The organism is Carboxylicivirga caseinilyticus, assembly GCF_050589785.1.
In the GTDB taxonomy this organism is placed as follows: domain Bacteria; phylum Bacteroidota; class Bacteroidia; order Bacteroidales; family Marinilabiliaceae; genus Carboxylicivirga; species Carboxylicivirga caseinilyticus.
On record NZ_JBNGOX010000011.1, the window covers coordinates 47448 to 74206 of the forward strand.

The 26759-nt window shown below is 36.3% G+C and carries 24 protein-coding genes; 11 read left to right on the top strand and 13 right to left on the bottom strand.

What is annotated here, in order from left to right:
• The first annotated feature begins 39 nt into the window (after positions 1-39).
• Complete coding sequence (locus ACRD62_RS07895) at positions 40-783, top strand: hypothetical protein (RefSeq protein WP_430819586.1); 744 nt, start codon at positions 40-42, stop codon at positions 781-783.
• Here the strand turns inward: ACRD62_RS07895 and ACRD62_RS07900 are convergent.
• The 3 genes from ACRD62_RS07900 to galE all read right to left on the bottom strand — a co-directional run bounded on the left by ACRD62_RS07900 (position 780) and on the right by galE (position 3795).
• Positions 780-2225 carry a hypothetical protein gene (locus tag ACRD62_RS07900; RefSeq protein ID WP_430819587.1) on the bottom strand — a complete coding sequence of 482 codons (1446 nt, stop codon included), beginning with the start codon at positions 2223-2225 and terminating at the stop codon, positions 780-782. The two genes, ACRD62_RS07895 and ACRD62_RS07900, sit on opposite strands and share 4 nt — an antisense overlap.
• Positions 2226-2284: 59 nt before the next feature.
• Complete coding sequence (locus ACRD62_RS07905; protein ID WP_430819588.1) at positions 2285-2668, bottom strand: hypothetical protein; 384 nt, start codon at positions 2666-2668, stop codon at positions 2285-2287.
• Between the two features lie 107 nt (positions 2669-2775).
• Positions 2776-3795: a UDP-glucose 4-epimerase GalE gene (gene galE / locus ACRD62_RS07910; RefSeq protein WP_430819590.1), complete on the bottom strand. Its 1020-nt coding sequence runs from the start codon at positions 3793-3795 to the stop codon at positions 2776-2778.
• 227 nt (positions 3796-4022) lie between these two features.
• Between galE and ACRD62_RS07915 the strand changes: the two genes are divergently transcribed.
• Positions 4023-4952, top strand: coding sequence for an HU domain-containing protein (locus ACRD62_RS07915; RefSeq protein WP_430819591.1), 930 nt, complete (start codon positions 4023-4025; stop codon positions 4950-4952).
• Between the two features lie 92 nt (positions 4953-5044).
• Here the strand turns inward: ACRD62_RS07915 and metG are convergent, their stop codons facing one another.
• The gene (gene metG, locus ACRD62_RS07920) at positions 5045-7084 is read right to left on the bottom strand and encodes a methionine--tRNA ligase (protein ID WP_430819592.1); all 2040 of its coding nucleotides are present in this window, start codon (positions 7082-7084) and stop codon (positions 5045-5047) included.
• 191 nt (positions 7085-7275) lie between these two features.
• Here metG and ACRD62_RS07925 point away from each other — a divergent pair, with 191 nt between their 5' ends.
• From ACRD62_RS07925 to ACRD62_RS07940, 4 genes are read left to right on the top strand one after another with little or no spacing between them, the layout of a single operon-like run.
• Entirely contained in the window at positions 7276-8178 is a 903-nt protein-coding gene (locus tag ACRD62_RS07925) for a S66 peptidase family protein (RefSeq protein ID WP_430819593.1), read from the top strand.
• Position 8179: 1 nt separating this feature from the next.
• Positions 8180-8542, top strand: coding sequence for a YraN family protein (locus ACRD62_RS07930; protein WP_430819594.1), 363 nt, complete (start codon positions 8180-8182; stop codon positions 8540-8542).
• 9 nt (positions 8543-8551) lie between these two features.
• Positions 8552-8908: an MmcQ/YjbR family DNA-binding protein gene (locus ACRD62_RS07935; protein ID WP_430819595.1), complete on the top strand. Its 357-nt coding sequence runs from the start codon at positions 8552-8554 to the stop codon at positions 8906-8908.
• 57 nt (positions 8909-8965) lie between these two features.
• Positions 8966-9547, top strand: coding sequence for a DUF502 domain-containing protein (locus ACRD62_RS07940; RefSeq protein ID WP_430819596.1), 582 nt, complete (start codon positions 8966-8968; stop codon positions 9545-9547).
• Between the two features lie 52 nt (positions 9548-9599).
• On the opposite strand, the gene ACRD62_RS07945 is transcribed toward ACRD62_RS07940, so the two are convergent.
• The 4 genes from ACRD62_RS07945 to ACRD62_RS07960 all read right to left on the bottom strand — a co-directional run bounded on the left by ACRD62_RS07945 (position 9600) and on the right by ACRD62_RS07960 (position 13888).
• Entirely contained in the window at positions 9600-10304 is a 705-nt protein-coding gene (locus ACRD62_RS07945; protein WP_430819597.1) for a hypothetical protein, read from the bottom strand.
• A 163-nt stretch (positions 10305-10467) separates the two neighbouring features.
• Complete coding sequence (locus ACRD62_RS07950; protein WP_430819598.1) at positions 10468-11223, bottom strand: succinate dehydrogenase/fumarate reductase iron-sulfur subunit; 756 nt, start codon at positions 11221-11223, stop codon at positions 10468-10470.
• Positions 11224-11262: 39 nt separating this feature from the next.
• Complete coding sequence (locus ACRD62_RS07955; protein WP_430819599.1) at positions 11263-13200, bottom strand: fumarate reductase/succinate dehydrogenase flavoprotein subunit; 1938 nt, start codon at positions 13198-13200, stop codon at positions 11263-11265.
• Between the two features lie 19 nt (positions 13201-13219).
• Complete coding sequence (locus tag ACRD62_RS07960) at positions 13220-13888, bottom strand: succinate dehydrogenase cytochrome b subunit (protein ID WP_430819600.1); 669 nt, start codon at positions 13886-13888, stop codon at positions 13220-13222.
• 614 nt (positions 13889-14502) lie between these two features.
• Here ACRD62_RS07960 and frr point away from each other — a divergent pair.
• Positions 14503-15066, top strand: a complete 564-nt coding sequence (gene frr, locus ACRD62_RS07965; protein ID WP_430819601.1) for a ribosome recycling factor — start codon at positions 14503-14505, stop codon at positions 15064-15066.
• Positions 15067-15110: 44 nt separating this feature from the next.
• Here the strand turns inward: frr and ACRD62_RS07970 are convergent, their stop codons facing one another.
• The 4 genes from ACRD62_RS07970 to ACRD62_RS07985 all read right to left on the bottom strand — a co-directional run bounded on the left by ACRD62_RS07970 (position 15111) and on the right by ACRD62_RS07985 (position 19939).
• Positions 15111-15908, bottom strand: coding sequence for a BtpA/SgcQ family protein (locus tag ACRD62_RS07970; RefSeq protein ID WP_430819602.1), 798 nt, complete (start codon positions 15906-15908; stop codon positions 15111-15113).
• 6 nt (positions 15909-15914) lie between these two features.
• Complete coding sequence (locus tag ACRD62_RS07975; RefSeq protein WP_430819603.1) at positions 15915-17747, bottom strand: ATP-binding protein; 1833 nt, start codon at positions 17745-17747, stop codon at positions 15915-15917.
• Positions 17748-17924: 177 nt separating this feature from the next.
• Entirely contained in the window at positions 17925-18944 is a 1020-nt protein-coding gene (locus tag ACRD62_RS07980; protein WP_430819604.1) for a radical SAM/SPASM domain-containing protein, read from the bottom strand.
• The gene (locus ACRD62_RS07985; RefSeq protein WP_430819605.1) at positions 18944-19939 is read right to left on the bottom strand and encodes an OmpA family protein; all 996 of its coding nucleotides are present in this window, start codon (positions 19937-19939) and stop codon (positions 18944-18946) included. The genes ACRD62_RS07980 and ACRD62_RS07985 overlap by 1 nt, the downstream gene beginning before the upstream one ends.
• 100 nt (positions 19940-20039) lie before the next feature.
• Here ACRD62_RS07985 and dxs point away from each other — a divergent pair, with 100 nt between their 5' ends.
• The 4 genes from dxs to ACRD62_RS08005 all read left to right on the top strand — a co-directional run bounded on the left by dxs (position 20040) and on the right by ACRD62_RS08005 (position 26280).
• Positions 20040-21950 (top strand): 1-deoxy-D-xylulose-5-phosphate synthase, encoded by a 1911-nt coding sequence (dxs, locus tag ACRD62_RS07990; protein WP_430819606.1) that lies wholly within the window; start codon positions 20040-20042, stop codon positions 21948-21950.
• A gap of 452 nt (positions 21951-22402) precedes the next feature.
• Complete coding sequence (locus ACRD62_RS07995) at positions 22403-23023, top strand: T9SS type A sorting domain-containing protein (protein WP_430819607.1); 621 nt, start codon at positions 22403-22405, stop codon at positions 23021-23023.
• 137 nt (positions 23024-23160) lie between these two features.
• Entirely contained in the window at positions 23161-23805 is a 645-nt protein-coding gene (locus ACRD62_RS08000; protein WP_430819608.1) for an HD domain-containing protein, read from the top strand.
• Between the two features lie 93 nt (positions 23806-23898).
• Positions 23899-26280, top strand: a complete 2382-nt coding sequence (locus ACRD62_RS08005; RefSeq protein WP_430819609.1) for a penicillin-binding protein 1A — start codon at positions 23899-23901, stop codon at positions 26278-26280.
• A gap of 17 nt (positions 26281-26297) precedes the next feature.
• On the opposite strand, the gene ACRD62_RS08010 is transcribed toward ACRD62_RS08005, so the two are convergent.
• Positions 26298-26717, bottom strand: a complete 420-nt coding sequence (locus ACRD62_RS08010; RefSeq protein ID WP_430819610.1) for an MgtC/SapB family protein — start codon at positions 26715-26717, stop codon at positions 26298-26300.
• Between the last annotated feature and the right edge of the window lie 42 nt (positions 26718-26759).

A 26759-nucleotide genomic window follows, 5' to 3' on the forward strand; every position in this document is an offset into this window, starting at 1 on the left:
TAATTTTAATAGATTGGTGGAGGAACACAATATTAATGTATGACTAAGAATAATGAATTGCGACTGGGTGATTGTAAGGTATATTGTATTTTAAGAGGAACTGACAAACAATTACCTTCTAAAAAGAAAGATGCTGAAAGAAAAGTTCAGTTAGTTGCATTAAGACGGATTTTTCCATTTGTAATTAGGCAAGAAATTCAAAATAGTGACAGTTTTAAGTTAAGTTTTTTGAATCAGTTTTTTAATGGAGATAATTATTCATTTAAAAGAAGGCAGGATCGGAAGGTAGGAATCCAATGGAAAGATTATAGTGTGCAATTGTTACCTATGTTATTGGCGTTAAAAAGAATTGATTTGGAGAAATCAATATCAGACCTTGTCCATGCCCTTATTCTTGAAGTTGAGCACTCAAATAACAATAGATGCAGTATTGAATTAAATTGGAAATGGTTAATTGAATTTGTTGAGAATTATCGTATTCAAAGTTTTACTGAAAGAATTGGTCAGTCAGATATAAATCTGATGGATTTGATTGATAAATTTTACGACGAAGTGAAAATGACTCATTTGCATCCTGCTTCATATTACCTACTATTTGAGTGGTTTGGAGAAGCTACTGTTGATATTGGCTACAACGCTTTTGATTTATATAATCAATCCAGGGATAGTAAAATGGCCTGGGAAAAAGCAATAAAAAATCATATGGTAATTTATAATCTTGATGACAGTTTGTTTAATTATATATTCAATGAAAGAATTTGTAAGTTATTGGAATTCTATTAGTTATTGCTAATGGAGTTTAATTGCTTGATACTAGCTATTTTTCTTTTGTAAAGAACAAATTTAACAGCCCAACTTTTAAATTCTTTTTCAGCATGCCAATTGTTAGTTAATTCAATTAGATCATCATCTGGAATATTATAGATGTTAGAGAAAATAATATATTGGTCCGTTGAATAATCTGCTAGGTGGTAACTAAAGTTTTCATCATTTAGTTTAGTGTAGTATTCCTGGGTTATATTTGGAACAAAACTTCCAATTTCAGAAAGATTAATGCCTTCATCTCTAACATACTTATTCATTTTATCATTAAGGCTGTAATAAGGTAGGTGTGCCAGGGTTGCACTCCAACAGGTTGAAATATTATCGGGATAAACCCAGAAATTTCCACTTAGCTGAACGAAAAGTAATACACCAATTAAAGCTTTAAGAACATTCTGTTTTGAGTAATAGTTTTGTAGCAAAACTCCAGTAGTTAATGATAATAAGATGAATAACGGGATAAAATAACGATTGTTTATTAAGTGGTTGGATAATAGGCTACTTGGAAGATAAATTACCAATAAAATAATTAATATGACTGACAGTTGTTTTATTTTTTTATCAATAGGCTTGTGATTCTTTATAAATAGAAAAGAAATTGATAATAATGTAATCCATATTGTAATTCTTCCAGCATCAGCCATTCTCCAACTAAAAATTACAATATTTCTTATAAAACCTGTTAGATCAACTTTTTCATAGCAAGCAGCCCAGGGACTTGATTCGTTATAAACCATCCATCCTTTAGCTATGAAATGATATGTGAGGAATGAGATACTTGGAATTGAGGCAAGAGAAAATATTCTAAGCGTTCTGAAGAACTGATGCAGTTTATTCTTTTCGAATGCTATAATGTTATAAAGATTAAAACCAAATAATCCAAAGGCTATGGTCATACCTCTAAGGTTAGTTAAGGAAAGGAATACAAGACCGATAAACAATGCAAATTGTCTTTTTTTGAGAATGCTATTCAGAGATAGAAGAAAGAAGAAAACCTGTACCAAATCACTGGAATAGACAACCATCTGTGTCAAAAGAGCGGTTTCTAGTGTAATTAATAGTAAGATTAGATTTTTAATGCTATTGTGAATATAAATTTCACAAAGGCGATTAATCTGCCATACTGTTCCAATGGCAAAAGGTAACATTAATAGATGTCCGATAAATAAATACTTACCAAAAATTGACCAGGAAATTGCAAGCAATAAACCCATTAAAGGAGGATGACCAGGATCAATATTGTCAGGAAGCAAAAGATTAAAATTACTTTCTAAAAACCAATGAGCTTGTTTTGAGTCCAGAATGTCTTTATCCCAAAAAAAAGGTTGATTAATATTAAATAAAATCAACACAGTTATACCGAAGAAAACAATAATTGGGAAAAAATATTTCTTAAGACTCATATTCTTTAAAGCTAAAAAAGGCTGCAAATGTTGCAGCCTTTCTGGTTATGAATTATTTTTTAATTGTAGTATTCATCTTTTACACAGGTAAAAGCAAGATAAAACATAAATCCATTTATAATTAAGCCAACGATATTAAATGAAAAGATATTCATTATTAAACTTATACCAGTCAAAATTAATGATAGTATTATAGTCCACTTTTGACCTTTAAAAATGCCAATGGTAATAAAAATACCAAGAATTACAAAGGCTAAAACGATACCCCCAATAAGAGCAGTTCCTGCACCTGCTAATATAGCCAATCCAGATTGCTCAAGGTAAGGAGCGATTGCTGCACCTGCTATTAATAAACTCAATGAGGCTATTAGACCGAAAAAAACACCAATAGCATTTAAAATGCCTAATACTGTTCCTTGCCAAGGACGAGTAGTTGAACTCATAGAAAAAGAATTAAATGGTTATTAAAATATTACTGTGAATAATAAATAAAAATAGTAAAAAAATAAAAGCCGACTTACGTCGGCTTTAAAATAGATATATAACTTTTTTATAATCCTCTAACATTCTTTTCCCATTTCCAGGCCGATTCAAGCGTTTCTTCCAGCGACTTTTCAGCTTTCCAGCCTAATTCCTGGTTGCCATATGTTGTATCAGCCCATATCTTTTCAATATCGCCGGCACGTCGTCCTACAACCTTATATTTCAAATCTACCTTGTTCACTTCAATAAAGGCCTTCACTAATTGCATTACCGAATAGCCTTCACCTGTTCCAACATTGAAGAATTCGTAATTATCTTTTTGCTTTCCTTTCAACATTCGATCAATGGCAACAACGTGTGCCTTTGCCAAATCAACAACATTGATATAATCACGAATTGCAGTTCCGTCCGGAGTATCGTAATCTTCTCCAAAAATGCTTAATTCTTCGCGTAGTCCGGCAGCAGTTTGAGTTATAAAAGGAACCAGGTTATTAGGTACTCCAACAGGAAGTTCACCAATTAATCCACTTTCGTGAGCACCAATAGGATTGAAATATCTTAAAGCAATACAATTAATTGCTTCATTGGTCTTACAATAATCACGCATAATATCTTCGCAAATAGCCTTGGTGTTTCCATAAGGTGATTCAGCTTCTTTACGAGGTGTTTCTTCTGTTACAGGTAATACATCCGGTTGGCCATAAACCGTACAAGATGAAGAAAATACCATATGAGGTACTTTATATTTATTCATGCACTCTAACAAATTCATTAGAGAACCCAGGTTATTACGGTAATATTCAAGCGGTTTCTGAACAGATTCACCAACTGCTTTGAATGCCGCAAAATGAATAATGGCTGAAATGTTAGTGTATTTCTGAAAAAATGCATCTGTTTTATCTCTCTCTGATAAATCAAATTTTTCAAACGCCGGGCGTATACCTGTGATTTTTTCAATATTGTCGAGTACTTCGATATTAGAGTTTGACAGGTTATCAACAATAACAACATCGTAACCTTGATTTTGAAGCTCCACTACAGTGTGAGAACCAATATAACCAGTTCCACCGGTAACCAGAATTTGCATAGCTAAAGATTTTATCTGCGTTTAAATGATATTCTTGCTTTATGAGAGGATAAAAGTAATAAATACTTTTAATAATTATTGACTTTTAATGTTAATTTGGTAACTTAGATTGTAAATTATAGGTAATAAGTGTTTTAGGGTTGTTTAATTTAGTTTATTAACATGTTATAAACAGGTGTTGATAGAAAGATGAAGGATTCCGTACTTTATTTACTAATTTTGTAGATATGACAACGATTGAACAACATATTTCGAATCTGCTTTACACGCATGACTGTGTGATAATACCTGATTTTGGTGCTTTTGTTGCCAGCTTAGCAAGTGCCAGAATTGATAAGGATAAAAATATATTATTGCCACCTTCAAAAGAAATAGGTTTTAATAGAAGCTTATCTCATAATGATAGCTTGTTGATAAGTACATTTGCTCAAAGAAATGGTTTAACCTATAGTCATGCTAAAATTGAGGTGGAGCGTTTTCGTTCAAAGGTTATTGATCAGTTAGAATCAGGTAATGAAGTTAATTTGGATAAGATTGGTTCTTTAAAACTTGATGCGATTGGAAATGTTCAATTTACTTCAGGAACTACAGAGAATTATTTACCAGAAGCTTTTGGATTAACATCATTTCACTTTACACCTGAGATAAATATTAATCCGGTTAAGGAAAATATTCAGGTGAAGCGTCTGCTGAAACCTTTATCACAACGTAATATTGCTGCAACGGTAACATTGTTGATTGCTTTATTTGCTATTTCACCCAGCATAACTGATTCGGGTGTTGACAAAAATTATAGTACAGCCGGAACGCTTGATTATTTATTCCCAGTAAAGGCAGATAATCATGAGTTGGTTGTAAATGCTAAAGATTTTACAAATTCAGCATCTGAAGATGTACTTATTGTAAAGGAATCTTTACCTGTCGAAGAGAATCATTTCTTTTTGATTGCAGGGAGTTTTAAAAAGGAGAGTCAGGCAAAACAGTTTTTGAAACAAATTCAGTTAAAGGGCGAGGAGCAGGCATTTGTATTGGAAAGTCCGAATAAAAGATATAGAGTTGCATTGGATGGTTATACCAATAAGCCGGAAGCTGTTAATTCAATGAAAAATTATCGATTGCAGGAAAATTTTAAAACTGTTTGGGTTTTAAAGCAATAGTTTATTTGTCAAGTCTAACTTGAAATATTGAAGCACATTGAAGCAAAAAAGGTCCGCACCAGCGGACCTTTTTGTTTATGTATTTATCGAGATTATCTGATTTCAGATCCTGGTTTAACCAAATTGGCAGGTGAAATAAATTCAAGCTTACCAGTTGCATCTTCAGCCATCAAAATCATACCTTGAGATTCGATCCCCCGTATTTTACGTGGAGCCAGATTAACCAAAATACTTACTTGTTTACCAATGATTGCTTCAGGTTCGAAATATTCAGCAATTCCTGAAACAACGGTGCGTTGATCGATTCCGGTATCAACTTTTAATTGAAGCAATTTTTTGGTTTTTGCCACTTTTTCAGCCTCTATAATGGTTCCAACTCGGATGTCCATTTTTGTAAAATCGTCAAACTCAATATTTGCCTTTGCAGGAGCAGCAGTTTTATTAGCCGCTTCATTGTTTAATTTTGTTTGTTGCAACTTATCAAGTTGAGCTTGAATAGTATCATCTTCTATTTTTTCGAATAACAATTCAGGTTTGTTGATTTCCTTACCAGTTTCAAGTAAGGTTAAATTACCACATGCTGTCCAGTCTAAATCAGCCAGGTTAAGCATGTCTTGCATTTTCTTTGCAGTAAACGGTAAAAATGGTTCAATCAGAATGGAAATATTGGCTGTAATCTGCAATGCAATATTCATGATTGTTTTTACACGCTCAGGATCCGTTTTAATCAATTTCCATGGCTCAGTATCGGCAAGGTATTTATTACCCAGACGCGATAAATTAATTGCTTCGCGCACAGCTTCACGGAAACGGAAATTATCCAAAGCTTCTTCAACGCGCTTAACGATTGCCGGAATCTCATTTAATGTTTCAGTATCGAAATCATTCAATTCACCAGCGGCAGGAACTTTCCCATCGTAGTATTTATGAGTTAACACTACGGCGCGGTTTACAAAGTTTCCAAGTATGGCAACCAGTTCGTTGTTATTACGAGCCTGAAAATCTTTCCAGGTAAAATCATTGTCTTTTGTTTCAGGAGCATTCGCTGTAAGAGTATATCTTAATACATCCTGCTTATTTTCAAAATCAACCAAATATTCATGCAACCAAACAGCCCAGTTTCGTGATGTTGAGATCTTATCACCTTCAAGATTCAGGAATTCGTTAGCCGGAACATTCTCAGGTAATATATAACTTCCTTCAGCTTTCAACATAGATGGGAAAACAATACAATGGAAAACAATATTGTCTTTACCAATGAAATGCAACATGCGTGATTCGGGATCTTTCCAGTATTTTTCCCACTCCGGAGTTAAATCTTTTGTTGCAGATATATATCCGATTGGAGCATCAAACCAAACGTATAAAACTTTACCATCAGCACCTTCAACAGGTACAGGAACTCCCCAATCTAAATCGCGGCTTACGGCGCGTGGCTGTAGTCCAAGATCGATCCATGATTTACATTGCCCGTAAACATTAGATTTCCATTCCTTATGTCCTTCCAGGATCCATTCTTTTAAAAATGGCTCGTGTTTATCCAAAGGCAGATACCAGTGGTTGGTAGTACGAATAACAGGAGTGCTGCCCGAAATAACCGAACGAGGATTGATCAGATCCGTTGCATTTAACGATGTACCACAACTCTCACACTGATCACCATAGGCTCCTTCACTCTTACAATGAGGACAGGTGCCGGTAATATATCTGTCGGCCAAAAATTGTTTGGCTTCTTCATCGTAGTATTGCTCAGACTCCTTCTCAATAAACTCACCCTTTTCATATAATGTTTTGAAAAACTCAGAAGCCGTTTCGTAATGAGTTTTTGAGGTTGTGCGGGAATAGATATCGAATGAAATTCCAAACTTCTCAAATGAGTCTTTGATAATTCCATGGTACTTGTCAACAATATCCTGCGGAGTTACACCTTCATTTTTAGCTTTCAGAGTGATAGGAACACCATGTTCATCCGATCCTCCAATTAAAATTACATCTTCCTTCTTCAAACGCAGGTAACGCACATAAATATCAGCAGGCACATAAACTCCGGCAAGGTGTCCGATATGAACAGGTCCGTTGGCGTATGGTAATGCTGTAGTTACCAGTGTTCTTTTAAAATTTCCCGTCTTCATTCCGTCTGAATTGTTTTATGGTTGGGTAATATAAATCAAAACAAAACCCCGCATCATTCGGGGCATTTTATTAACTTCACAAAGATATGCAAACTATTTAAAATTAGTAATAAGATTAGAGCATCATCACCAAATGCAACATGTAAAAAAGGGTTTTGATGTTTTGTTCGTGATAATTGATGATGAGAAGTATGATATTTCCAAAATCGTTAACAAAAGGTTCAACCATTGGTATTGTATCGCCTGCAGGTAAGATCGATTCAGAAACCATACACTTTGCTGAAAAATTTCTGCTAAGTCTTGGATACAAAGTAGTGGTTGGAGAAAATGCCGGGAATGCCTATCACCAGTTTGCCGGTAATGACGAACATCGTGCATCTGATTTGCAGAAGATGCTAAACCGTACGGACATTGATGCCATTTTTTGTTCAAGGGGAGGTTATGGTACCGGGCGAATAATTGATAAGCTGGATTTTTCTCATTTTCTTGATAATCCAAAATGGATAGTTGGATACAGTGATATTACCGTTTTGCATGCCCGTCTGCAGAATGAATTAAAGATAGCATCAATCCACGGGCCCATGCCAAAGAATTTTCCGGATAAATCGAAAGATGATGAGGATATGCTGCAATTATTTAAGATTTTGCACGGAGAACTACCAACATATAAATTCAAACCTCACCTACTTAACCGAAATGGAGACGCTGAAGGTTTATTGATTGGAGGTAATTTATCACTGATTCAGGCATTGAGATCAACACCTTATGATGCAGAACCACATGGAAAGATTTTGTTTATTGAAGATGTGTCGGAATATTTGTACAATCTCGATCGAATGATGTATAATTTAAAGTTAAGTGGTTACCTAAAGCAATTGAGTGGTTTAATTGTTGGTCAGTTTACCGAAATGAAAGATAATGATAAGAAGTTTGGTTTAACTGCTTATGAGATAATAAAAGAAGCCGTAAGTGAATATGATTATCCTGTAATTTTTGGATTTCCTGCCGGACACGGAAATATTAACATGCCTTTGGTGTTGGGTAAACGTATTACTATGTCGGCATGTAATTGCGATGTCAAAATAAAATTTTGAAATGGCAGATCACAATGAACTGGGAAAGGTAGGGGAGGAAGTTGCAGCCAGGTATCTTGCAGAGAAGGGGTTTGTGATTGTAGAACGTAACTGGCGATATAATAAGAAGGAATTGGATTTGATTGCCTATGATGATAATCAACTTGTGATTATAGAAGTAAAAACTCGGACAAGTGATGGTTGGGAGCATCCAAAAGAAGCGATAACTACATCTAAAATCCGTTTTATAGTAGAAGCTACCGAAGCTTATATTATTGAGAATGATATTGATAATGAGGTGCGTTTCGATGTGGTTACAGTCATTCCTGATAATGGGGATTGGGAAATTGAATATTTAAAGGAGGCGTTTCATCCAGGCTTATAAAAAGATTTTATGAACATCGAAGAATTCAGGGAGTATTGTTTAAAGAAGGAAATGGTAACGGAAGAATTTCCATTTGACGAATCAACATTGGTTTTTAAAGTAGCTGGTAAAATGTTTGCGTTAACTGATCTTGAAGAGGATTTCAGAATAAACCTTAAATGTATCCCTGAAAAAGCTGTTGAGTTGCGCGAACAATATAGTTGTGTTTTGCCGGGATATCACATGAGTAAAAAACATTGGAATACCGTAATCCTAGATGGAACGCTTAAAGATGAGATTTTATTTCAATGGATTGATGATTCGTATAACCTGATAGTTGCAGGATTGCCTAAAAAAATACGTCAGCAGATGGCGGGTGGCAACTAATTTTATAATATTGCGTATTAATTTCTATTGTTTTCAAACACCCGAATCATAAATAGAATGAAGAAACTGATAAGTTATTTTTTACAAGGTATTCTTTATATTGCTCCCATTGCTGTAACACTTTATGTTTTTGTAATTGCATTTGTATGGTTAGATGGGCTTCTTCGTAATCTGGAGATTTTTGAACATGGAACATTTTCGAAATTTAGTTTTCCTGGAATTGGCTTATTAATTATTCTTTCAACTGTAACGTTAATTGGTTTTATTGGACAAAAACTGATAACATCACCTATTTCCAGTGCATTTGATCTCTTGTTAAAAAAAGCTCCTTTAATTAAGATGATCTACAGTTCTGTTAAGGACTTGCTTTCAGCCTTTGTTGGTAAGGAGCGTAAATTTGAAAAACCGGTAATGGTGACATTGGATAAGGAGGGAATTTTACACCGATTAGGTTTTATAACAGCATTGGACCTTGAAGATATTGGTATAAAGGATAAGATTGCTGTATATCTTCCAAGTTCCTATGGAGTACTTGGTGAATTATATATTGTTCCTTCGGATAAGGTTCAGCCATTAGATGCGAACTCAGCTGATGTAATGAAATTTATTGTTTCGGGTGGAGTTACTAAAGTAAATTAGTTTGCTCATTAATAGGTTCGAATAATCAATTCTGTTTTCTTAGACTGAAAAACTATTCGGCCTGTTGTTCTTTTTCGTGTTTCCTTAAAAAATAAACGATTCCGTATTGAGTAGCTTTTTTCCTCTTCTCTTCAGGTGATAGACTTTCGAATTTAGCTTCAATGGCATTCCAGGCCGATAGAATAATATTATCTGCATTCTGACGTAGCATCACTACCTTTTCATGCATCTTTTGGGTTGTAACCAGTAAGTTTTTGTGATTATTATAATACTCCTTAAATTTTTCGAACTGAACTTTTACAACTGCAATTGATGGATTGTAGATACGGGTTCCTCCTTGCGACATGCGACGCTCTTCGCCTTCTATCAGGTCTTTCCCAATTTGTAATAGTTGTTGTTCTGTTCCCATCTCAGGAACTGACTTGTCATCTTCTGTCAGTCCAAACAATTTTCTGGTTTCAGGTTTGATTTCTTTACGGGCTACACAAAAGTTAAATACCTGTATAAAATGAGAAATGTATAACCTGGCCGATTTAAACTGATCTGATAAAAGTTTACCATATTTAGCCTGTCTGTCTTTACTAAAGTTGTATTGATTGATGGCTTGTTCAAACTGTGGTAAGAAAGATTGAAGCTCTAAAAATAATTTTTGCGAGAAAGCTAATTCGAAAGGATTCTCCTGCATCCCTTTTAACTGTAAGGCCTTCATGGCTCTTAATCGGGCTTGATCAGTATTAGGTAGACGACGATATGGCATAGTCAATCAGTTTAAATGGAACCTATTCGCACCTAAAATAGAAAAAATACATATTATTAACAAGTTAAATTCTAATGAAATAACGTTTGGTCGGAAATGAAGTGCAAAAAAAAACCACCTTTCCAATGAAAGGTGGTTGGAGGAGTATAAAAAGCTTCAAGCCTTAGTCTTGAAATTTAGCTTTTAAAAATTCACGGTTCAAACGTGCGATATTTGAAATTGAAACACTCTTAGGACATTCAACTTCGCAAGCACCGGTATTGGTACAGTTACCAAAACCTAATTCATCCATTTTTGCAACCATGTTTTTAGCACGACGGGCAGCTTCAACTTTACCTTGAGGTAATAAAGCCAGGTGACTAACTTTTGCTGAAACGAACAACATTGCTGATCCGTTTTTACAAGTTGCTACACAAGCACCACATCCAATACATGAAGCTGCATCCATAGCCTCATCAGCATCATCCTTAGGAATAGGAATAGCATTGGCATCAGGTACACCACCAGTACTTACAGATGTGTAACCACCAGCTGCAATAATCTGATCGAAAGCACTACGGTTAACAATCAAATCTTTAATTACAGGGAAACCAGCAGAACGCCATGGCTCAATGGTGATGGTTTCACCGTCTTTGAACTTACGCATGTGCAACTGACAAGTAGTAACATCATCATCTGGTCCATGCGGACGTCCGTTGATGTATAATGAACACATACCGCAAATACCTTCACGACAATCGTGATCAAAAGCAACTGGTTCACTGCCTTCGTTTACCAACTGCTCATTCAAGATGTCCATCATTTCAAGGAATGAACTGTCGGTAGATACTTTCTCTAATTTGTATGTTTCAAAACGACCTTTATCCTTAGGCCCGTTCTGACGCCAAACCTTTAGAGTCAAATTTATATTATTTTCCATTTTTCTCTGTTTAACTATTGAAACTAATGACCTGTGAGATTATTTATAATTACGTTGAGCAACTTTTACCACTTCAAAAGTAAGGTCTTCCTTAATTAACTCAGGAGCTTTTTCCTCACCCTGGTATTGCCAACAAGCAGCGTATGCAAATTTGTCATCCTGACGTTTTGCTTCACCTTCTTCTGTTTGGAACTCTTCGCGGAAGTGACCACCACAAGATTCCTCACGATTCAGTGCATCGCGTGCCATCAAATCACCAATCTCAATAAAGTCAGCCAAACGAGAGGCTTTTTCTAATTCTACGTTCATTCCTTCTGATGATCCTGGGATACGAACATTTGAATAGAATTCTTTCTTGATTGCTGCAATTTTCTCGATAGCAGTTTCTAATCCTTCTTTGGTACGTGCCATTCCAACAAAATCCCACATCACTAGGCCTAGTTCTTTGTGGATGCTGTCAACAGAACGATTTCCTTTAATTGCCAATAATTTTGCGAATTTATCTTTTGCAGTTTTTTCTGCTTCGACGAACTCTTTTTCTTCACCGGTCATACGTGGTGTTGAAATATCATCAGCCAGATAGTTCTGAATAGTGTATGGAAGAACGAAATAACCATCGGCTAAACCTTGCATTAAAGCTGAAGCACCTAAACGGTTTGCTCCGTGATCAGAGAAGTTAGCTTCTCCGGCTGCAAATAAACCAGGGATAGTTGTTTGTAATTCATAATCAACCCAAATACCACCCATTGTATAGTGGATAGCAGGATAGATCATCATTGGTGTTTCGTATGGATTGTCATCAACAATCTTTTCGTACATCTGGAATAAGTTTCCGTAACGGGCACGAATTGCATCTTCACCTAAACGCTCAATAGCTGATTTGAAATCAAGATAAACAGCTAATCCTGTTGCACCTACACCAAAACCTGCATCACAACGTTCTTTAGCTGCACGAGATGCAACGTCACGAGGCACAAGGTTACCAAATGCAGGGTAGCGACGCTCTAAATAGTAGTCGCGATCTTCTTCTTTAATATCTTTTGGTTTCAGCTTTCCTGCACGGATAGCATCAACATCTTCTTTCTTTTTAGGAACCCAGATACGACCATCGTTACGCAATGATTCCGACATCAAAGTAAGTTTCGACTGGAACTCACCGTGCACAGGAATACAGGTTGGGTGAATCTGAGCAAAACATGGGTTTGCAAACAATGCACCTTTTTGATAAGCCTTAATCGCTGCTGAACCATTTGATCCCATTGCATTGGTAGAAAGGAAGAATGTGTTTCCGTATCCACCTGTAGCCAATACAACAGCATGACCAAAATGACGCTGGAATTCGCCGGTTACAAGGTCGCGGGCAATAACACCACGAGCTTTACCGTCAACCATCACAATGTCAACAATCTCTGTGCGAGTATAAAGATTAACTGTTCCTGCATTTACCTGGCGCATTAAAGCCTGGTAAGCACCAATTAACAACTGCTGGCCAGTTTGTCCTTTTGCATAGAAAGTACGACTAACCTGAGCACCACCAAAGGAACGGTTGTCAAGCAAACCTCCGTACTCACGTGCGAAAGGTACACCCTGAGCTACACATTGGTCAATGATGTCGTTACTTACTTCAGCTAAACGGTGTACGTTAGCTTCACGAGCACGGTAGTCACCACCTTTAACGGTATCATAAAATAAACGGTGTACTGAGTCACCATCGTTTGGATAATTTTTGGCCGCATTGATACCTCCCTGTGCTGCAATAGAGTGAGCACGTCGAGGTGAATCCTGAATAGTGAAGTTCTTTACATTGAACCCCATTTCTCCAAAAGAGGCAGCAGCTGAAGCTCCCGCTAAACCTGTTCCTACAACAATAATATCCAGTTTACGCTTATTAGCGGGGTTAACCAGTTTCTGGTTGGCTTTATATTTAGACCACTTTTCGGCCAATGGCCCTTCGGGTATCTTAGAATCTAATTTCATATCTTAATAATTAATTAAATTATGACAATAACATTGCAACAACAATAACACAGAAACCGAGACTTACAGCCCATGCAAAGATTGTTCCGATGATGGTCCAACGCTTACGCCAGATTCCGTTGTTTAAACCAACAGTTTGGAATGCTGACCAAAAACCATGTGTCAGGTGTAAGGCTAATCCTAAGCAGCCAATTATATATAAAATGGCCTTAACAGGATTTTGCAGATTGTTTTTTACAAGTGTGTACGTGTCATGCATGTGAGTGCCATGAACTTCTGGAGCTGTACCTGTAATTTGAAGAGGCACAAAATAATCGTAAACGTGAACAGTTAAGAAGGCAAGAACAACAATACCTAAAATGCCCATGTTTTTTGATGCCCACATTACTTCTTTAGTGTTGTTGCCTGAGGAATATTTAGCATTTCCTCGTGCTTTATTGTTTTGTGCAGTTAAAATAGCTGCATAAACAATGTGCACAATAAAACCTAAAGCCAACACCGGTTGTAATCCAAACTTAATAAGTGGTAAAGCCATGAAATTAGCAGCAATGTTAAATGTTTCGCCGCCATCTGGAACCAACAAACATAAGTTAATGGATAAATGGACTATCAGAAAGATAATCAAGAAAAGTCCTGATGCACCCATCATGAATTTTCTTCCAATCGAGGAACCGAAAAAAGTACCCATAAGAATCCTTTTAAAATTTATTGAATTGTGTAATTAATTTTTGATTTTTAAGTGTGCAAATGTAAATGTGAAAGTGCCTTTTGGCAAGCAATAATAAAGAAAAAATTCTCTATTTATATCAATTCTAATTAATTCTTGATTTTCCACTTTCTGATCGACTAAATTTTAACAAATATTATTACAATTTACCATTTATTTAAGGTGTTCATTTACATATAAATCATACGTAACTAGTATTGTTTTCGGCGGGTTAAAACAGTTTGAGTAAAGTTAATAAAATGTTTTGAGTGGAACTTTACATTATCTTTAAATAATCACTGAATTGGCTCTAGCAAATTATAAAATCGAAACTTTACAAGATAAATGGACTATAAAATCACTGATATGATTAAGAAGTGAGCTCAGTGTAATTACTTTCAAGGCAAAAAAGAACGAGGAGGGAAAATTTTGTTAGAAAATGTCAATATGATATATGGTGAATAAGGTTGTGAAAATCTTTAAACTGTATTTCTGGCAAGTAAAAATAAATGTGCTTTTAATGAAGGCTTTTTATATTCGTCTAAAGTTTTATACTTTTGTTGATGATAGAGTAAAACAATCATACATTTACGACCATGCAAGAAGAAATTGAATTAGTACTGGAAGATACCAAAGAAAGAATGGAAAAGGCTCTGGAGCATCTTGACAACGAACTGGCCAAGATTCGTGCCGGTAAAGCCAATCCAAAAATGCTTGAAGGGGTATTAGTTGAATACTATGGTAGTATGAGTCCACTTTCGCAGGTTGCAAACTTAAGTACTCCTGATCCAAGAACAATTGCGATTCAACCCTGGGAAAAGCAATTAATCGGAGCTATTGAAAAGGGAATTTTAGTTGCTAATTTAGGATTAAATCCAGATAATAATGGTGAGATAATTCGTATTAATATTCCGCCGTTAACAGAGGAGCGCAGACGTGATTTAGTAAAACAGGCGAAAAAAGAATGTGAAGATGCTAAAGTAAGTGTTCGCAGCGCTCGTCGGGATAGCAACGAAGAATTAAAGAGAATGAAGAAAGATGGTCTGTCGGAAGATTTAGAGAAAGATGCAGAAGCAGATGTTCAAAAGATGACCGATGCCTTTATTAAGAAGATTGATGAAATGTTTGAGGTGAAAGAAAAGGATATTCTTACTGTATAACCTCAATAATAATATATGGTAACCCCGATTTTTATCGGGGTTTTTTATTGCCTTAAGTTTTTAACTTTACTCATGAATGTTTTGATGCGTTCAATGTCAACATCGTTTGTCCATTTCCCATCGTATTTGAAATGGGAGCCAATAATAAAAACATCTGCCTGATGCCAATAGGTTTCAATGTTGTCAGCTGTAATTCCTGATCCTATTAGAATAGGTGATTTAAGTGCAGATTTTAAACCGGCCAGATCAGCCGGTTCAACAGCTTCACCGGTGCGATTGCCTGTAATAATAATTCCATCACTCAAAAAGAATTCTGCTGCTTTTGCCGTTTCAAGAAGTGAAACATCAGACGTAATAGCATGGGAAGAATGTTTCTTTTTGATATCGGTAAAGATCTTTATTTTTTCAGCACCGATTAATTTACGATACCTTAATAATTCACCGGCACAGCTATTCATCAGTCCTTCATCGGCAATATGAGAAAAAACAAATCCTTCAGCCCTAATAAAGTCCAGATCATTTGCATGAGCAACCGCCAAAGCCTGTTTGTTGGCCCCTGCTAAAATCTGAATACCTAAAGGAATACTGATATTTCTTCTGATCTCGTTGGCAATAACTGCCATCGCTGCCGTAATTTCATGATCAACCTCTTTGTTCAAATAAGGAATATCATGCATATTCTCTATCATAATCGCATCAATACCTGCATTTTGATAGAGGTTTGCCTCGGATACAGCTTTCTTTACAATTTCCTTTACCGATGATTGATTATGAGGTGTACCAGGAAGTGCACCCACATGTATCATGCCGACAATAATTTTGTACGGCGATTTAAGGTTCATATTTGCTTAAGCTTGATTTCTGTTCCCGGGTACGTACTTGTTGATAGTCAGCAATAAGTCTTCGTAACCAATTGGTTTGGCAATGTAGTCGTCACAACCAGCCTCTTTCGATTTTTCTTTTTCTTCAGAGAGAGCATAAGCTGTTTGAGCAATTACCGGAACATTTTTACTGATGCTCTTAATCTCGCGGGTTGCTGTATATCCATCCATTAACGGCATCTTAATATCCATCAATACAAGGTCTATATTATTGACCTTTCGGAATACATTTACAGCTTCCTGTCCGTCTTTTGCCCAGATCAGACTAGCATTGGATAATGCCAGTGCGACTTCTATGTATCTGAAGTTGTCTTCTTCGTCCTCGGCCACAAGGAATGTTTTGCCTTCCCAATTGAAGTCCCGAATAGCCTCTCTTTTTTTATCTTCTTCAAGCTTTTGGTTCATTAGTCGGTGGTAAGGTAGCGTGAAATAGAATGTTGTTCCAATCATTGCTTCCGATTCGACCCATATTTCTCCGCCTAATAAGTCTACCAGATGTTTGGCAATTGAAAGTCCAATACCGGTTCCTCCATAGAGGCGTTGCTTGTCATTGTTAAATTTAGAGAAACGTTCAAAAATTTCGTTTTCTTTGCCTCGAGGAAGCCCAATGCCTGTGTCTTTAACATAGAATTGCAGAAACTGATCTTCGATTTGCGTATATCCAAATTCGATAAAACCACGTTCGGTAAATTTAATGGCATTACCAATCAGGTTTACCAGAATTTGTTTCAGTCTGTGTTCGTCAGTGAGTATAAGAATGTTATTATCACTAACTCCTTCTTTAAGGTACAGCTTTAGGTTAAATAATCCTCTACGTTTAATGTCTTCATGGAAATTTTCAAAAATATCCGACATTAACGAATGAAGTTTACAAGGGCCATTCTTGATTTGTAATTGTCCACTGTCCAGTTTTGAGATATCTATTATATCTTCTACCAGTGTCAGGAGGTTTTTTCCGTTTATTTTGATAAGATTAACAAATTCCTCTTTTTCGGTAGTATCAATCTCTGGATGAGACAATAGATTTGAGAATCCCAAAATGGCATTCATCGGGGTCCTGATTTCGTGCGACATGTTCGACAAGAAAGAAGTCTTGAGGCGGTCACTTTCCTCGGCTTTTCTTTTTGCCAATACAAGGTTTTCATGTTCACGGCGTAGTAATCTTCTGAATCGTTGCTCTTTTTTAAGACTGAACAACATGCCGTTTAATAAGCTGTTAAGCGGTAGGAGGGTGATAAGAATAACTATAGTGAAAACGACTGCAAGTCGCAGGAAATCCATAAAAGGTATGGCTGGTTCGTAAGGGATTTTAATTATTGGTACATACAACAGTACTGCAGAAACTGTTAGTGAAACAGTAGAAATCAGGATGGATAGCCATGCGCTTTTCTGACCTACAAGAATGCCGGCCATAAGTGTGTAGGAAAGTAAAAACATGTATCCTACAGCTGAATTATTTGCTTTGAGAACTTGGTAAATGCCTATCAAATAAATTAAAAACAATATCCATCCAACCCTGAATTTAAAAGGTAATGATCTGACTGAGGTCACAAAAACAGCCGATAAGAAAACAAAGGTGGTGAAAACTGCGTTGGTATATGCTTCTTCCTGAATAAAGGTGAGTCCCAGATATAGATAAACTACAAGGCCAAAAAACAAGACTCCAATGGAGAAATAATGGAATATGCGCTCACGCCAGTAGTGAAGGCCATCTCCAGTTGGTGTGGATGAAGGACCTAAGCGCCTACGGATAAACACATCTATTTCCCTTACTAGCCTTGAACCTTTACTCTTTGCCATGAATTGATTAAGGCTTTACTTGTGTGTGACCATAATGGGTTAGTTAATCTTACCTTGCTAAAGGTAATTATTTCTAATAGTTATTCTAAGGTTTAAAAAGAAAAAGTAGGTAACAACTTATTAACAATTTTGAATATTTATTATACGGTTGAACAGGATGCTTTGAAACTGACCTAATTATGACCAAAAGCTTCTCCCTTCGGGACAATTGTGACACATGCTGATGTTTTTTTTATTCTGTAGAATGTTAGTTTTGAACAGCTGGCTTTCCTTCGATTTCCATATTTCGGAAAAGTTGTTGGTGGTAATGTCTCCTAATAGATAAATTGCATCTTTATCGTAACAACATGGGGCAACTTTGCCATTCCAGGTGATAACGGCTGAATGCCATTGACGCCAGCATTTATTTAGCATTTTTCCTTTTATTCTCAATCGATGCGTGTTTTCGTATCGGCGAAAGCGTTCGATTGTAGGAGGTTCAACAGGGCTGTCACTGTAATTGTTAAATTGGGCAGTTTTAAATTCAAGTTTATCAACAGATAAATCCTTCGCAATTTTCTTTATTTCTTCTAATTGGTGTTGGTTGTGTTTAAATACCAGGAATTGAATGATAACCAATGGGTATCTTTTTTTTAATTTCTTTTTGGCAGAAGTAATGTTTTTAATGCCTTCAATTACTTTATGTAAACTACCTCCGATTCTGTATTTTTCATAACTCTCTTGAGTTGTGCCATCAACAGAAAAGATAATTCTTGTAAGGCCAGATTCGACAATTTTTTTACCAAGAGCTGGTGTTATAAAGTGTCCATTAGTTGAGGTTGAGGTATAGAGGTTTTTATTATTGGCCAATTGTATTAATTCCGGAAAGTCAGGGTGCATGGTTGGTTCTCCCTGGATATAAAGGTTGAGGTAAATGAGTTCTTTGGGTAGTTGGTCTATGATTTTTTTGTATTCAACCAACGAAATTTTTCCACGAGGTCTTAAAAGTGTATTGGTTCCCGTTGGGCATTCGGGGCATTTAAGGTTGCAAATGCTTGTTGGTTCAATGGAAAGAGCTAACGGTTGGTGTTTAATAATTGCATACTTTGTAATTTGGGTCAGGTAGTAGTTAAGGATAGTCTTAAAAGCATTGGCTATTCTTTTGAAGTTTAAAACCCTAAGAATAGCCCAAGCTTCAAGTATTTTTATTCTTACCATTATTTATTTTCCAATAAATTCAGAATTTGATCCATTTTTGGTGTGAGAATAATTTCTGTTCTTCGATTAGCTTGTAATGAGGCGGCATCTGAACCATCTTTAACTGGTAGAAAAGCGCTTCTTCCTGATGCAGAAATCATGGAAGGGTCTATTTGACTATTGTCAAGCATGATTCTCACCACGGAAGTAGCTCGTTTGACACTTAAATCCCAGTTATCCAACAGTACACCACTTTTAAATGGAACCTTATCTGTGTGCCCTTCGACAATTATTTCAATATTCTTATTTTCTTCAAGAACACGTGCTATTTTTCTTAGTGCTTCAGCTCCTTGAGTATTCACCTGGTAGCTGCCTGATTGGAATAGTAATTTCTCTTCAAGTGATACATAAACCTTCCCGTCCTTCATATGAACTTTCAATTCGTCGCTTGAAAAACCAGTTAGGGCATCATTGATACTTTTTCTTAGGGCTAAAAGGGCATTGTCTTTTTGTTGTAGAGCTTTTTCTAATTCCTGTAACCTTGAGTTTTGAGATTCCATTTGGCTTTTTGAGGCTGCCAGCTCTTTTTGTTGTTTAAGCAGATCGGTCTCTGCTTTATGGAGTGCGTCTTCGCGTGCCTGTAGCTCTTCCTGTAGTTTTTGTAAAAAGGCTAATAATTCTTTATTGTCGGCATCGCTGCCTGATGAGTTTTTGAATTTTTGTAATGCGTCAGTGTAGCTTTTGTTAAGATCGGCATATTTGTATTGTTCTTTTTGAAGCCTACGACTTAGGTTGGTAGTGTCCTGAAGAAGTTGTTCGATTTGTTTTTTTAATCTTTGAACTTCGGCTGAAAGTTCGTTCTTGCTAACCTTCAATTCCTCATTTTCTGATCTGAGTATTCCGGCTTCTTGATCCAATTGGTTGGCTCTGTCAGCGGTTTCCTGATATTGTTTCAATGGAATACAGGCTGTTGAATAAACAATTGCTATAAAACTTACTAAAATCCACTTCTTCATAATATGTAATTTTTCAACTCAAAGATTATAAATTATCTTTGTCGGGCAAAATGCATTTTTGACATTTGTCAACGCAACCCAAGTATTAGATTATAATAATATGAACGAAGGCTCAAGCCGTTTATTGGATACTATCAATTCTCCAGATGATTTAAAGAAAATCGATTCAGAGTTTCTTCCTCAGGTTTGTAATGAGTTGAGAGAGTTTATTATCGATGCTCTTTCATGTAATCCAGGTCATTTTGGAGCCAGTTTAGGTGTAGTAGAACTAACGGTTGCTCTTCATTATGTATTTAATACGCCTTACGATAAAATTATTTGGGATGTGGGTCATCAGGCGTATGGACATAAAATACTTACAGGTCGTAGGGATCGATTTTATACCAACCGTAAATTTAAAGGCTTAAGCGGCTTTCCAAATATTTTTGAGAGCGAATATGATGCCTTTGGAGTAGGGCATTCTTCAACTTCGATTTCTGCTGGTGTTGGCATTGCTACTGCGGCTTCAATGCGAGGTGATGATCAACAACAGGTGGTTGCTATAATTGGTGATGGAGCTATGACTGCCGGTATGGCATTTGAAGGGTTAAATAATATGTCGGCTTTAAAGTCGAATATGACGGTTATATTAAATGATAATAATATGGCCATTGATCCAAATGTTGGAGGATTTAGTGAATACCTTGTTGATATTGCCACCTCTGGAACATATAATAAACTGAGATCTGAAGCTTTTAAGGCTTTGGAAAAGATGAAGCTTGCCGGACCACGTTCTAAGGAAATGATTACCAAGCTTAATAATTCGTTAAAGAATTTATTAACCAAACAGACAAATATTTTTGAAGGTCTTAATATAAGGTACTTTGGTCCGGTTGATGGTCATGATGTACAGCACTTAACTCGGGTGTTGAGTGATTTGAAAAACATTAAAGGACCTAAAGTGCTTCATGTAATTACCAAAAAAGGTAAAGGATTTAAATTTGCTGAAGAAAATCAAACAGCCTGGCATGCTGTGGGTGATAAGTTTGATAAGCTAACGGGAGAATTACTTAAATCAAATACTTCTTCTGTACCTAAACCGCCTAAATTTCAGGATGTTTTTGGTCAGACGATTGTTGAATTGGCTGAAAAGAACGAGAAGATTGTTGGTATTACACCTGCTATGCCATCAGGATGTAGTCTAAATATTATGATGGAGAAGATGCCTGATCGTGCATTTGATGTTGGAATAGCAGAGCAGCATGCTGTAACTTTTTCAGCAGGATTGGCAATTGCAGGCTATGTTCCTTTTTGTAATATCTATTCTTCTTTTATGCAACGGTCTTTCGATCAGGTTATTCATGATGTTGCATTGCAAAAACTTAATGTTGTTTTTTGTTTAGATAGAGGCGGACTTGTAGGAGCAGATGGGGCTACTCATCATGGTGTATACGATTTGTCATTCTTCAGGGGCGTTCCAAATTTGGTTGTTTCGTCTCCGATGGATGAAATTGAATTACGTAATTTAATGTATACGGCTCAGTTGCCTGATAAGGGTCCTTTTTCAATAAGGTATCCCCGCGGAATTGGCTCCAATATCGATTGGCAGCAACCAATGACTGAAATTAAAATAGGAACAGGACGAAAACTAAAAGATGGTAAAGATTTGGCTGTTCTTTCTATTGGTCCTGTTGGAGTGAAAGCTGGACAGGTCATTGCAAAGATCGAAAGAGATAATTTAACCATAGCGCATTACGATATGCGTTTTGTTAAGCCATTGGATGAGGCGTTGCTTCATGAAGTCTTCCAAAAGCATAAACGCATTGTTACCATCGAAGATGGTACTGTTGTAGGTGGTTTAGGAAGTGCTGTACTTGAATTTATGGCTGATAATGGTTATCGGGCAAGAGTAAAGCGCTTAGGTGTGCCTGATGAGTTTATTGAACATGGTACGCAAACAGAATTGTATGGGGTGTGTGGATTCGATAAAGAAGGAATTGAAAAAGCAATTTTTGAATTATTGGAAAGTTGATTTATGAAATTTATTCAATAACTCAACTTTATACTATCAGATTATAATTTTATAGCTCAAAAATTCTTATAATATTTAGTTATGGCTGCCGCAAAACTTCACATTTATTAAGACAAGCTATCCAATCTAAATGTATTTTAACAACTAAAAAGGCTTTGTTTCTACCCTAAAAATAATAAATACGACTTTTAGGTCTTATTTTTATTTAAAAAATCACTCATTTTTACTTTTTTTGAATCAACCCCCTAAAAAATTATCTAAAACACACTTAAAAATCACTTTTTTACTAATGTACCCCCAAAATACATATTAAATTTAAACTTTAATGCTTTTTTAACACTTGTGCCCCCTTTTTTGTATTGTTGTTTTATAAAAACCATCTACTTTTGTCATGTCAACCTATTCAAAGTAGGGGCAACAATAAATTATTAATAATTATAAATTTTATTACTATGAAAAAGGTAAGTGTTTTAAAAGGAGTTTTTGCTATCGCTGCGATAGCGTTTTTATCCACCAGTGCATTCGGAAAAGGTAAATTAGTTATCAGTAAATATCTTGATACTGATTATGCAGTTGTGTCAGCATTAAGTGATGCTAGCAGTAGCTTTAAAGTAAAAGTTTACGATGACGAAGGTTATGTATTGTATACAAGTCCATTTGTAAGTGATGCTTCTTCATTCCAAAAATTGTTTGACTTGAAATCTTTTGCAGATGGAAGATACAAAGTTGTTTTCGAAAGTGGAGATGCAAAAGTTTCTGAGGTGTTTTATGTAAGTAATCGTGAGTTGGTTCTACCTAAAGCTAAATTGGCAAAAGCAGAAGAGCAAGCAAATGCAGTTAAGCCTTTTGTTAGAAAAGACGGTAACAACCTTTATGTAAGTCACATTAACTTCGAAAAATCAGCTTTCTCAATGAGCATTGATGATTTGTACGGAAACGAAATCTACAGTTCAAGTCTGCCACGCGAAACTTCTTACTCAGGAATGTTCGATATCAGTAAGCTACCAGCAGGAAGCTATTCAGTAATGTTAACTTATGGAAATCAAAAGTACTACTATGAATTCAATAAATAATAATGATGAATGTGACCAAAGTGACCAAATAATCACTTTCAAAGAGCGAATAAGCGGTGTTTCAGAAATTTCTTGAAACACCGTTTTTTTTTGTGCTTATTTTAGAGTTATCATTTTTCGGATGCATATTTGTAATCATGAAAGAGCAGGTAAGAAATAATATTGAGGAATGGGCCAAAGAAAAACTCATTTCAGTTGATGCCGGTCATGATTGGTGGCATATCGAACGGGTATTGGCAAATGCAAAAAAAATACATCAGATTGAAGGAGGTGAATGGACAGTGATTGAGTTATCAGTCTTATTGCATGATGTTCCGGACCCAAAATTCTTTGATGAAGAACAAATGTTGCTAGAGATAAGAGATAAGTTACAAAATGAGAGAATTGACACTAATGTGCTGGAACATATTATGCAAATTATTAGTCATTTATCTTTCTCAAAAGGATGGTCAGAAAATGAATTCGATTCGCTCGAGTTCAGAATAGTTCAGGATGCTGACCGATTGGATGCCATTGGGGCTGTTGGTATTGCCAGGGCTTTTAGTTATGGAGGGCACAAGGGACGAGATTTTTACGATCCTAAAATAATACCTGCGCAATTTAATAGTGCCGAAGAGTATAGAAACAGTAATGGCACAACAATTAATCATTTCTACGAGAAGCTTTTATTGTTAAAGGATCAGATGAAAACTGTAACAGGCAGACAATTTGCCAATCAGCGGCATGAATATATGGAAGGCTTCCTTAATCAGTTTTATAATGAGATTGGAGATGTTTTGTAAATATTAAAAACGATATTTATTCTTTCTCAATTCTTCAAATTTTCACTTTCCCCAAATTCTTTATTATTTTTATCCGCACTCAAAAAAGAATAGATGCCGGCTAAAAAGAATACAACCAGAAAGCGTTCAACAAATAAAAAAACAAAACAATCGAGCTCTAAGAAAAAGATAATCTTGTTGTTATTGAAGTTGTTTGCAATGGCTTTGGCGGCAGGTTCATTATTCGTACTTTTTGTTTATCTGGGTATTTTTGGTCGTCTGCCATCGATGGATCAATTGGCAAAAATTCAGAACAATACAGCATCTGAAGTTTTTTCAATTGATCATGAGTTGATGGGGCGTTACTATGTTGAACAACGTCTTACGGTGGATAACAATCAGGTATCGCCCAATGTAAAAAATGCATTAATTGCAACTGAGGATAGTCGATTCTTTGAGCATAACGGACTGGATTTTATCAGTCTGGGTAGGGTTTTGTTTCGAAGTGTTTTTCTGGGTGACAGAGCACAAGGAGGAGGAAGTACCATTAGTCAACAGTTGGCAAAGAACCTTTATCCACGTAAACGACTTGGTTTTTTAACATTGCCGGTAGGTAAAACAAAAGAAATATTTACGGCTGCCCGACTGGAGGATACATATAGTAAAGATGATATTCTTACTCTTTATTTAAATACTGTTCCTTTTGGTGAAGATATTTTTGGTATAGAAATGGCTGCCCGCCGTTTTTTTGGGAAACAATCAAAACAGTTGAATCCGGCAGAAGCTGCAACATTAGTGGGTATGTTGGCTGCTAACACTGCTTATAATCCACGGCTTCATCCGGAGAGGAGTGTTCAACGTCGAAATATTGTTCTAAAAAGAATGAATGAGCAAAAATTTCTATCAGATACTGAATATCAGAAGTGGAAACAAAGCAAAATGATTCTTAACTATCATCGGATAGATCATAATACAGGAATAGCACCGTATTTCAGAGAGAAGATTCGTGTTCTGGCACAAAAAATACTGGAAGAGAAGTATGGCGATAAATATGATATTTATTCTGATGGATTAAGGATTTTCACTACCATTGATGCAACCTTACAGGAATATGCTGAGCAAGCTGTCGATCAGCAAATGGAGCGATTACAAGGGGAATTTGAACGTCATTGGAAAAACCGCGATCCATGGGAGAAGCATCCCAATATATACCTGGATGCATTGCGTAATTCGAAACGCTACAAGTTAATGGAAGATGCCGGCTGGAAAGAAGAGAAAATCTTTAAAGAGATGGAGAAGCCTGTTTCAATGACAATCTATACGGCTGCCGGAGAAAAAAAGGTATCCATGAGTCCGGTTGATTCAGTGAAGCATTACCTCATGATGCTCAATACCGGCTTTGTGGCAGTTAATCCAAAGAATGGACACGTTCTGGCATGGGTTGGTGGTATCGATCATAAAACTTCGCAATACGACCATGTTACCTCACAACGACCAGTGGGGTCAACTTTTAAACCCATTGTATATACTGCAGCATTAGCTGATGGGATGGAGCCTTGTGAATGGATTTCGAATGAACAGCAGGTTTATGAAGAATATGATAATTGGAAACCATCGAATAGCGACGGTAATCACGAAGGTTATTACACGCTAAAAGGCGGGTTGGCCAGATCGGTTAACACTATTAGTGCCAAGGTTATTACCCGTATTGGGGTTGATAAAGCCATAGATATGGCCCATAACATGGGCATTGAAGCTAGGATACCGGAAGTGCCGTCTATTGCCTTAGGAACAGCAGAGATCTCATTACTTGAAATGGTATCAGCATATACTACTTTTCCTAACTATGGTCGTCCGGTAGAACCGGTAATGTTGTTGCGTATTGAAGATCGTAATGGCAATATTTTGTATGTAAATGAAAATGAACAGCAAAGTAGACAGGTTTACGACGATCAAGTGGCATATTTCATTATTGAAATGATGAAAGGTGTGGTGGAGCGTGGAACCGGAAGTAATCTTAGAGCTTTATATAATCTTAAAAGTGAGTTAGTAGGAAAAACCGGAACAACACAGGATAATTCAGACGGATGGTTTATTGGCTATACGCCTTCACTAGTTGCAGGAGCCTGGGTTGGTAATGATCAGCCAAGCATTCGATTCCGTTCAACTGCTCTGGGAAGTGGAGGGCATATGGCATTACCAATATTTGCACGTTTTATGCAACGGGTGGAGCGAGATGCACAGTTGAGCGAATATTATGCAACTTCTTTTTATCCGGTTCCTGAAGAAATGAAAGATCGTATTATGTGTGATGATTATTCTCTGGATGATCCTGATAAAGATATCCTAAACCGTTTATTTGATAGTTTTGGCCGACCTGATTCAACGCGAATTAAACGACGTGAAGATCGCAAGGCAAAGAGGGATGAACGAAAAGAGAATCGAGATCATAAAAGTGTTTTGGATCGTATGAAGGAACTGTTTAAAAAGAATTGACAGGAGACAATATCTTTCTATTTATCACGCTCAGATAATTTTTTATCAAGTGGTAAAAGAAGATTGTTAATGATTAAAATAAATACGGTTCCGATCAATGTTTCGGTGTAATAGCCTGCTGCAGCAAAGCAGCCTATGGCAGAGCTACACCATACTGTTGCTGCCGTTGTTAAGCCATGCACCGTTATTCCTTCTTTAAAAATAATACCGGCCCCTAAAAAGCATATGCCGCTTACGACCTGACCAACAATACGGGTTACATCACCTTCGTCCTGTGTTAGATTTATTGAAAGCATTACAAAGAGCGCTGAGCCAACAGCCACCAGTGTATTTGTTATCAAACCAGCTGATTTATGATGCCAGCCTCTTTCAAAACCTATTATTAGTCCACCCGCCATTGCAATAACCATACGAATGATAAAATCCTGGATACTCATTGTTTGATTCTTTTTTACTAATACAAAGATACAGTGAAACAA

Bases quoted from the DNA above. Each gene is read 5' to 3' on its own strand.
- ACRD62_RS07895 (WP_430819586.1), top strand. From the start codon at position 40: ATGACTAAGAATAATGAATTGCGACTGGGTGATTGTAAGGTATATTGT.
- ACRD62_RS07900 (WP_430819587.1), bottom strand. From the start codon at position 2,225: ATGAGTCTTAAGAAATATTTTTTCCCAATTATTGTTTTCTTCGGTATA.
- ACRD62_RS07905 (WP_430819588.1), bottom strand. From the start codon at position 2,668: ATGAGTTCAACTACTCGTCCTTGGCAAGGAACAGTATTAGGCATTTTA.
- galE (WP_430819590.1), bottom strand. From the start codon at position 3,795: ATGCAAATTCTGGTTACCGGTGGAACTGGTTATATTGGTTCTCACACT.
- ACRD62_RS07915 (WP_430819591.1), top strand. From the start codon at position 4,023: ATGACAACGATTGAACAACATATTTCGAATCTGCTTTACACGCATGAC.
- metG (WP_430819592.1), bottom strand. From the start codon at position 7,084: ATGAAGACGGGAAATTTTAAAAGAACACTGGTAACTACAGCATTACCA.
- ACRD62_RS07925 (WP_430819593.1), top strand. From the start codon at position 7,276: ATGATATTTCCAAAATCGTTAACAAAAGGTTCAACCATTGGTATTGTA.
- ACRD62_RS07930 (WP_430819594.1), top strand. From the start codon at position 8,180: ATGGCAGATCACAATGAACTGGGAAAGGTAGGGGAGGAAGTTGCAGCC.
- ACRD62_RS07935 (WP_430819595.1), top strand. From the start codon at position 8,552: ATGAACATCGAAGAATTCAGGGAGTATTGTTTAAAGAAGGAAATGGTA.
- ACRD62_RS07940 (WP_430819596.1), top strand. From the start codon at position 8,966: ATGAAGAAACTGATAAGTTATTTTTTACAAGGTATTCTTTATATTGCT.
- ACRD62_RS07945 (WP_430819597.1), bottom strand. From the start codon at position 10,304: ATGCCATATCGTCGTCTACCTAATACTGATCAAGCCCGATTAAGAGCC.
- ACRD62_RS07950 (WP_430819598.1), bottom strand. From the start codon at position 11,223: ATGGAAAATAATATAAATTTGACTCTAAAGGTTTGGCGTCAGAACGGG.
- ACRD62_RS07955 (WP_430819599.1), bottom strand. From the start codon at position 13,200: ATGAAATTAGATTCTAAGATACCCGAAGGGCCATTGGCCGAAAAGTGG.
- ACRD62_RS07960 (WP_430819600.1), bottom strand. From the start codon at position 13,888: ATGGGTACTTTTTTCGGTTCCTCGATTGGAAGAAAATTCATGATGGGT.
- frr (WP_430819601.1), top strand. From the start codon at position 14,503: ATGCAAGAAGAAATTGAATTAGTACTGGAAGATACCAAAGAAAGAATG.
- ACRD62_RS07970 (WP_430819602.1), bottom strand. From the start codon at position 15,908: ATGAACCTTAAATCGCCGTACAAAATTATTGTCGGCATGATACATGTG.
- ACRD62_RS07975 (WP_430819603.1), bottom strand. From the start codon at position 17,747: ATGGCAAAGAGTAAAGGTTCAAGGCTAGTAAGGGAAATAGATGTGTTT.
- ACRD62_RS07980 (WP_430819604.1), bottom strand. From the start codon at position 18,944: ATGGTAAGAATAAAAATACTTGAAGCTTGGGCTATTCTTAGGGTTTTA.
- ACRD62_RS07985 (WP_430819605.1), bottom strand. From the start codon at position 19,939: ATGAAGAAGTGGATTTTAGTAAGTTTTATAGCAATTGTTTATTCAACA.
- dxs (WP_430819606.1), top strand. From the start codon at position 20,040: ATGAACGAAGGCTCAAGCCGTTTATTGGATACTATCAATTCTCCAGAT.
- ACRD62_RS07995 (WP_430819607.1), top strand. From the start codon at position 22,403: ATGAAAAAGGTAAGTGTTTTAAAAGGAGTTTTTGCTATCGCTGCGATA.
- ACRD62_RS08000 (WP_430819608.1), top strand. From the start codon at position 23,161: ATGAAAGAGCAGGTAAGAAATAATATTGAGGAATGGGCCAAAGAAAAA.
- ACRD62_RS08005 (WP_430819609.1), top strand. From the start codon at position 23,899: ATGCCGGCTAAAAAGAATACAACCAGAAAGCGTTCAACAAATAAAAAA.
- ACRD62_RS08010 (WP_430819610.1), bottom strand. From the start codon at position 26,717: ATGAGTATCCAGGATTTTATCATTCGTATGGTTATTGCAATGGCGGGT.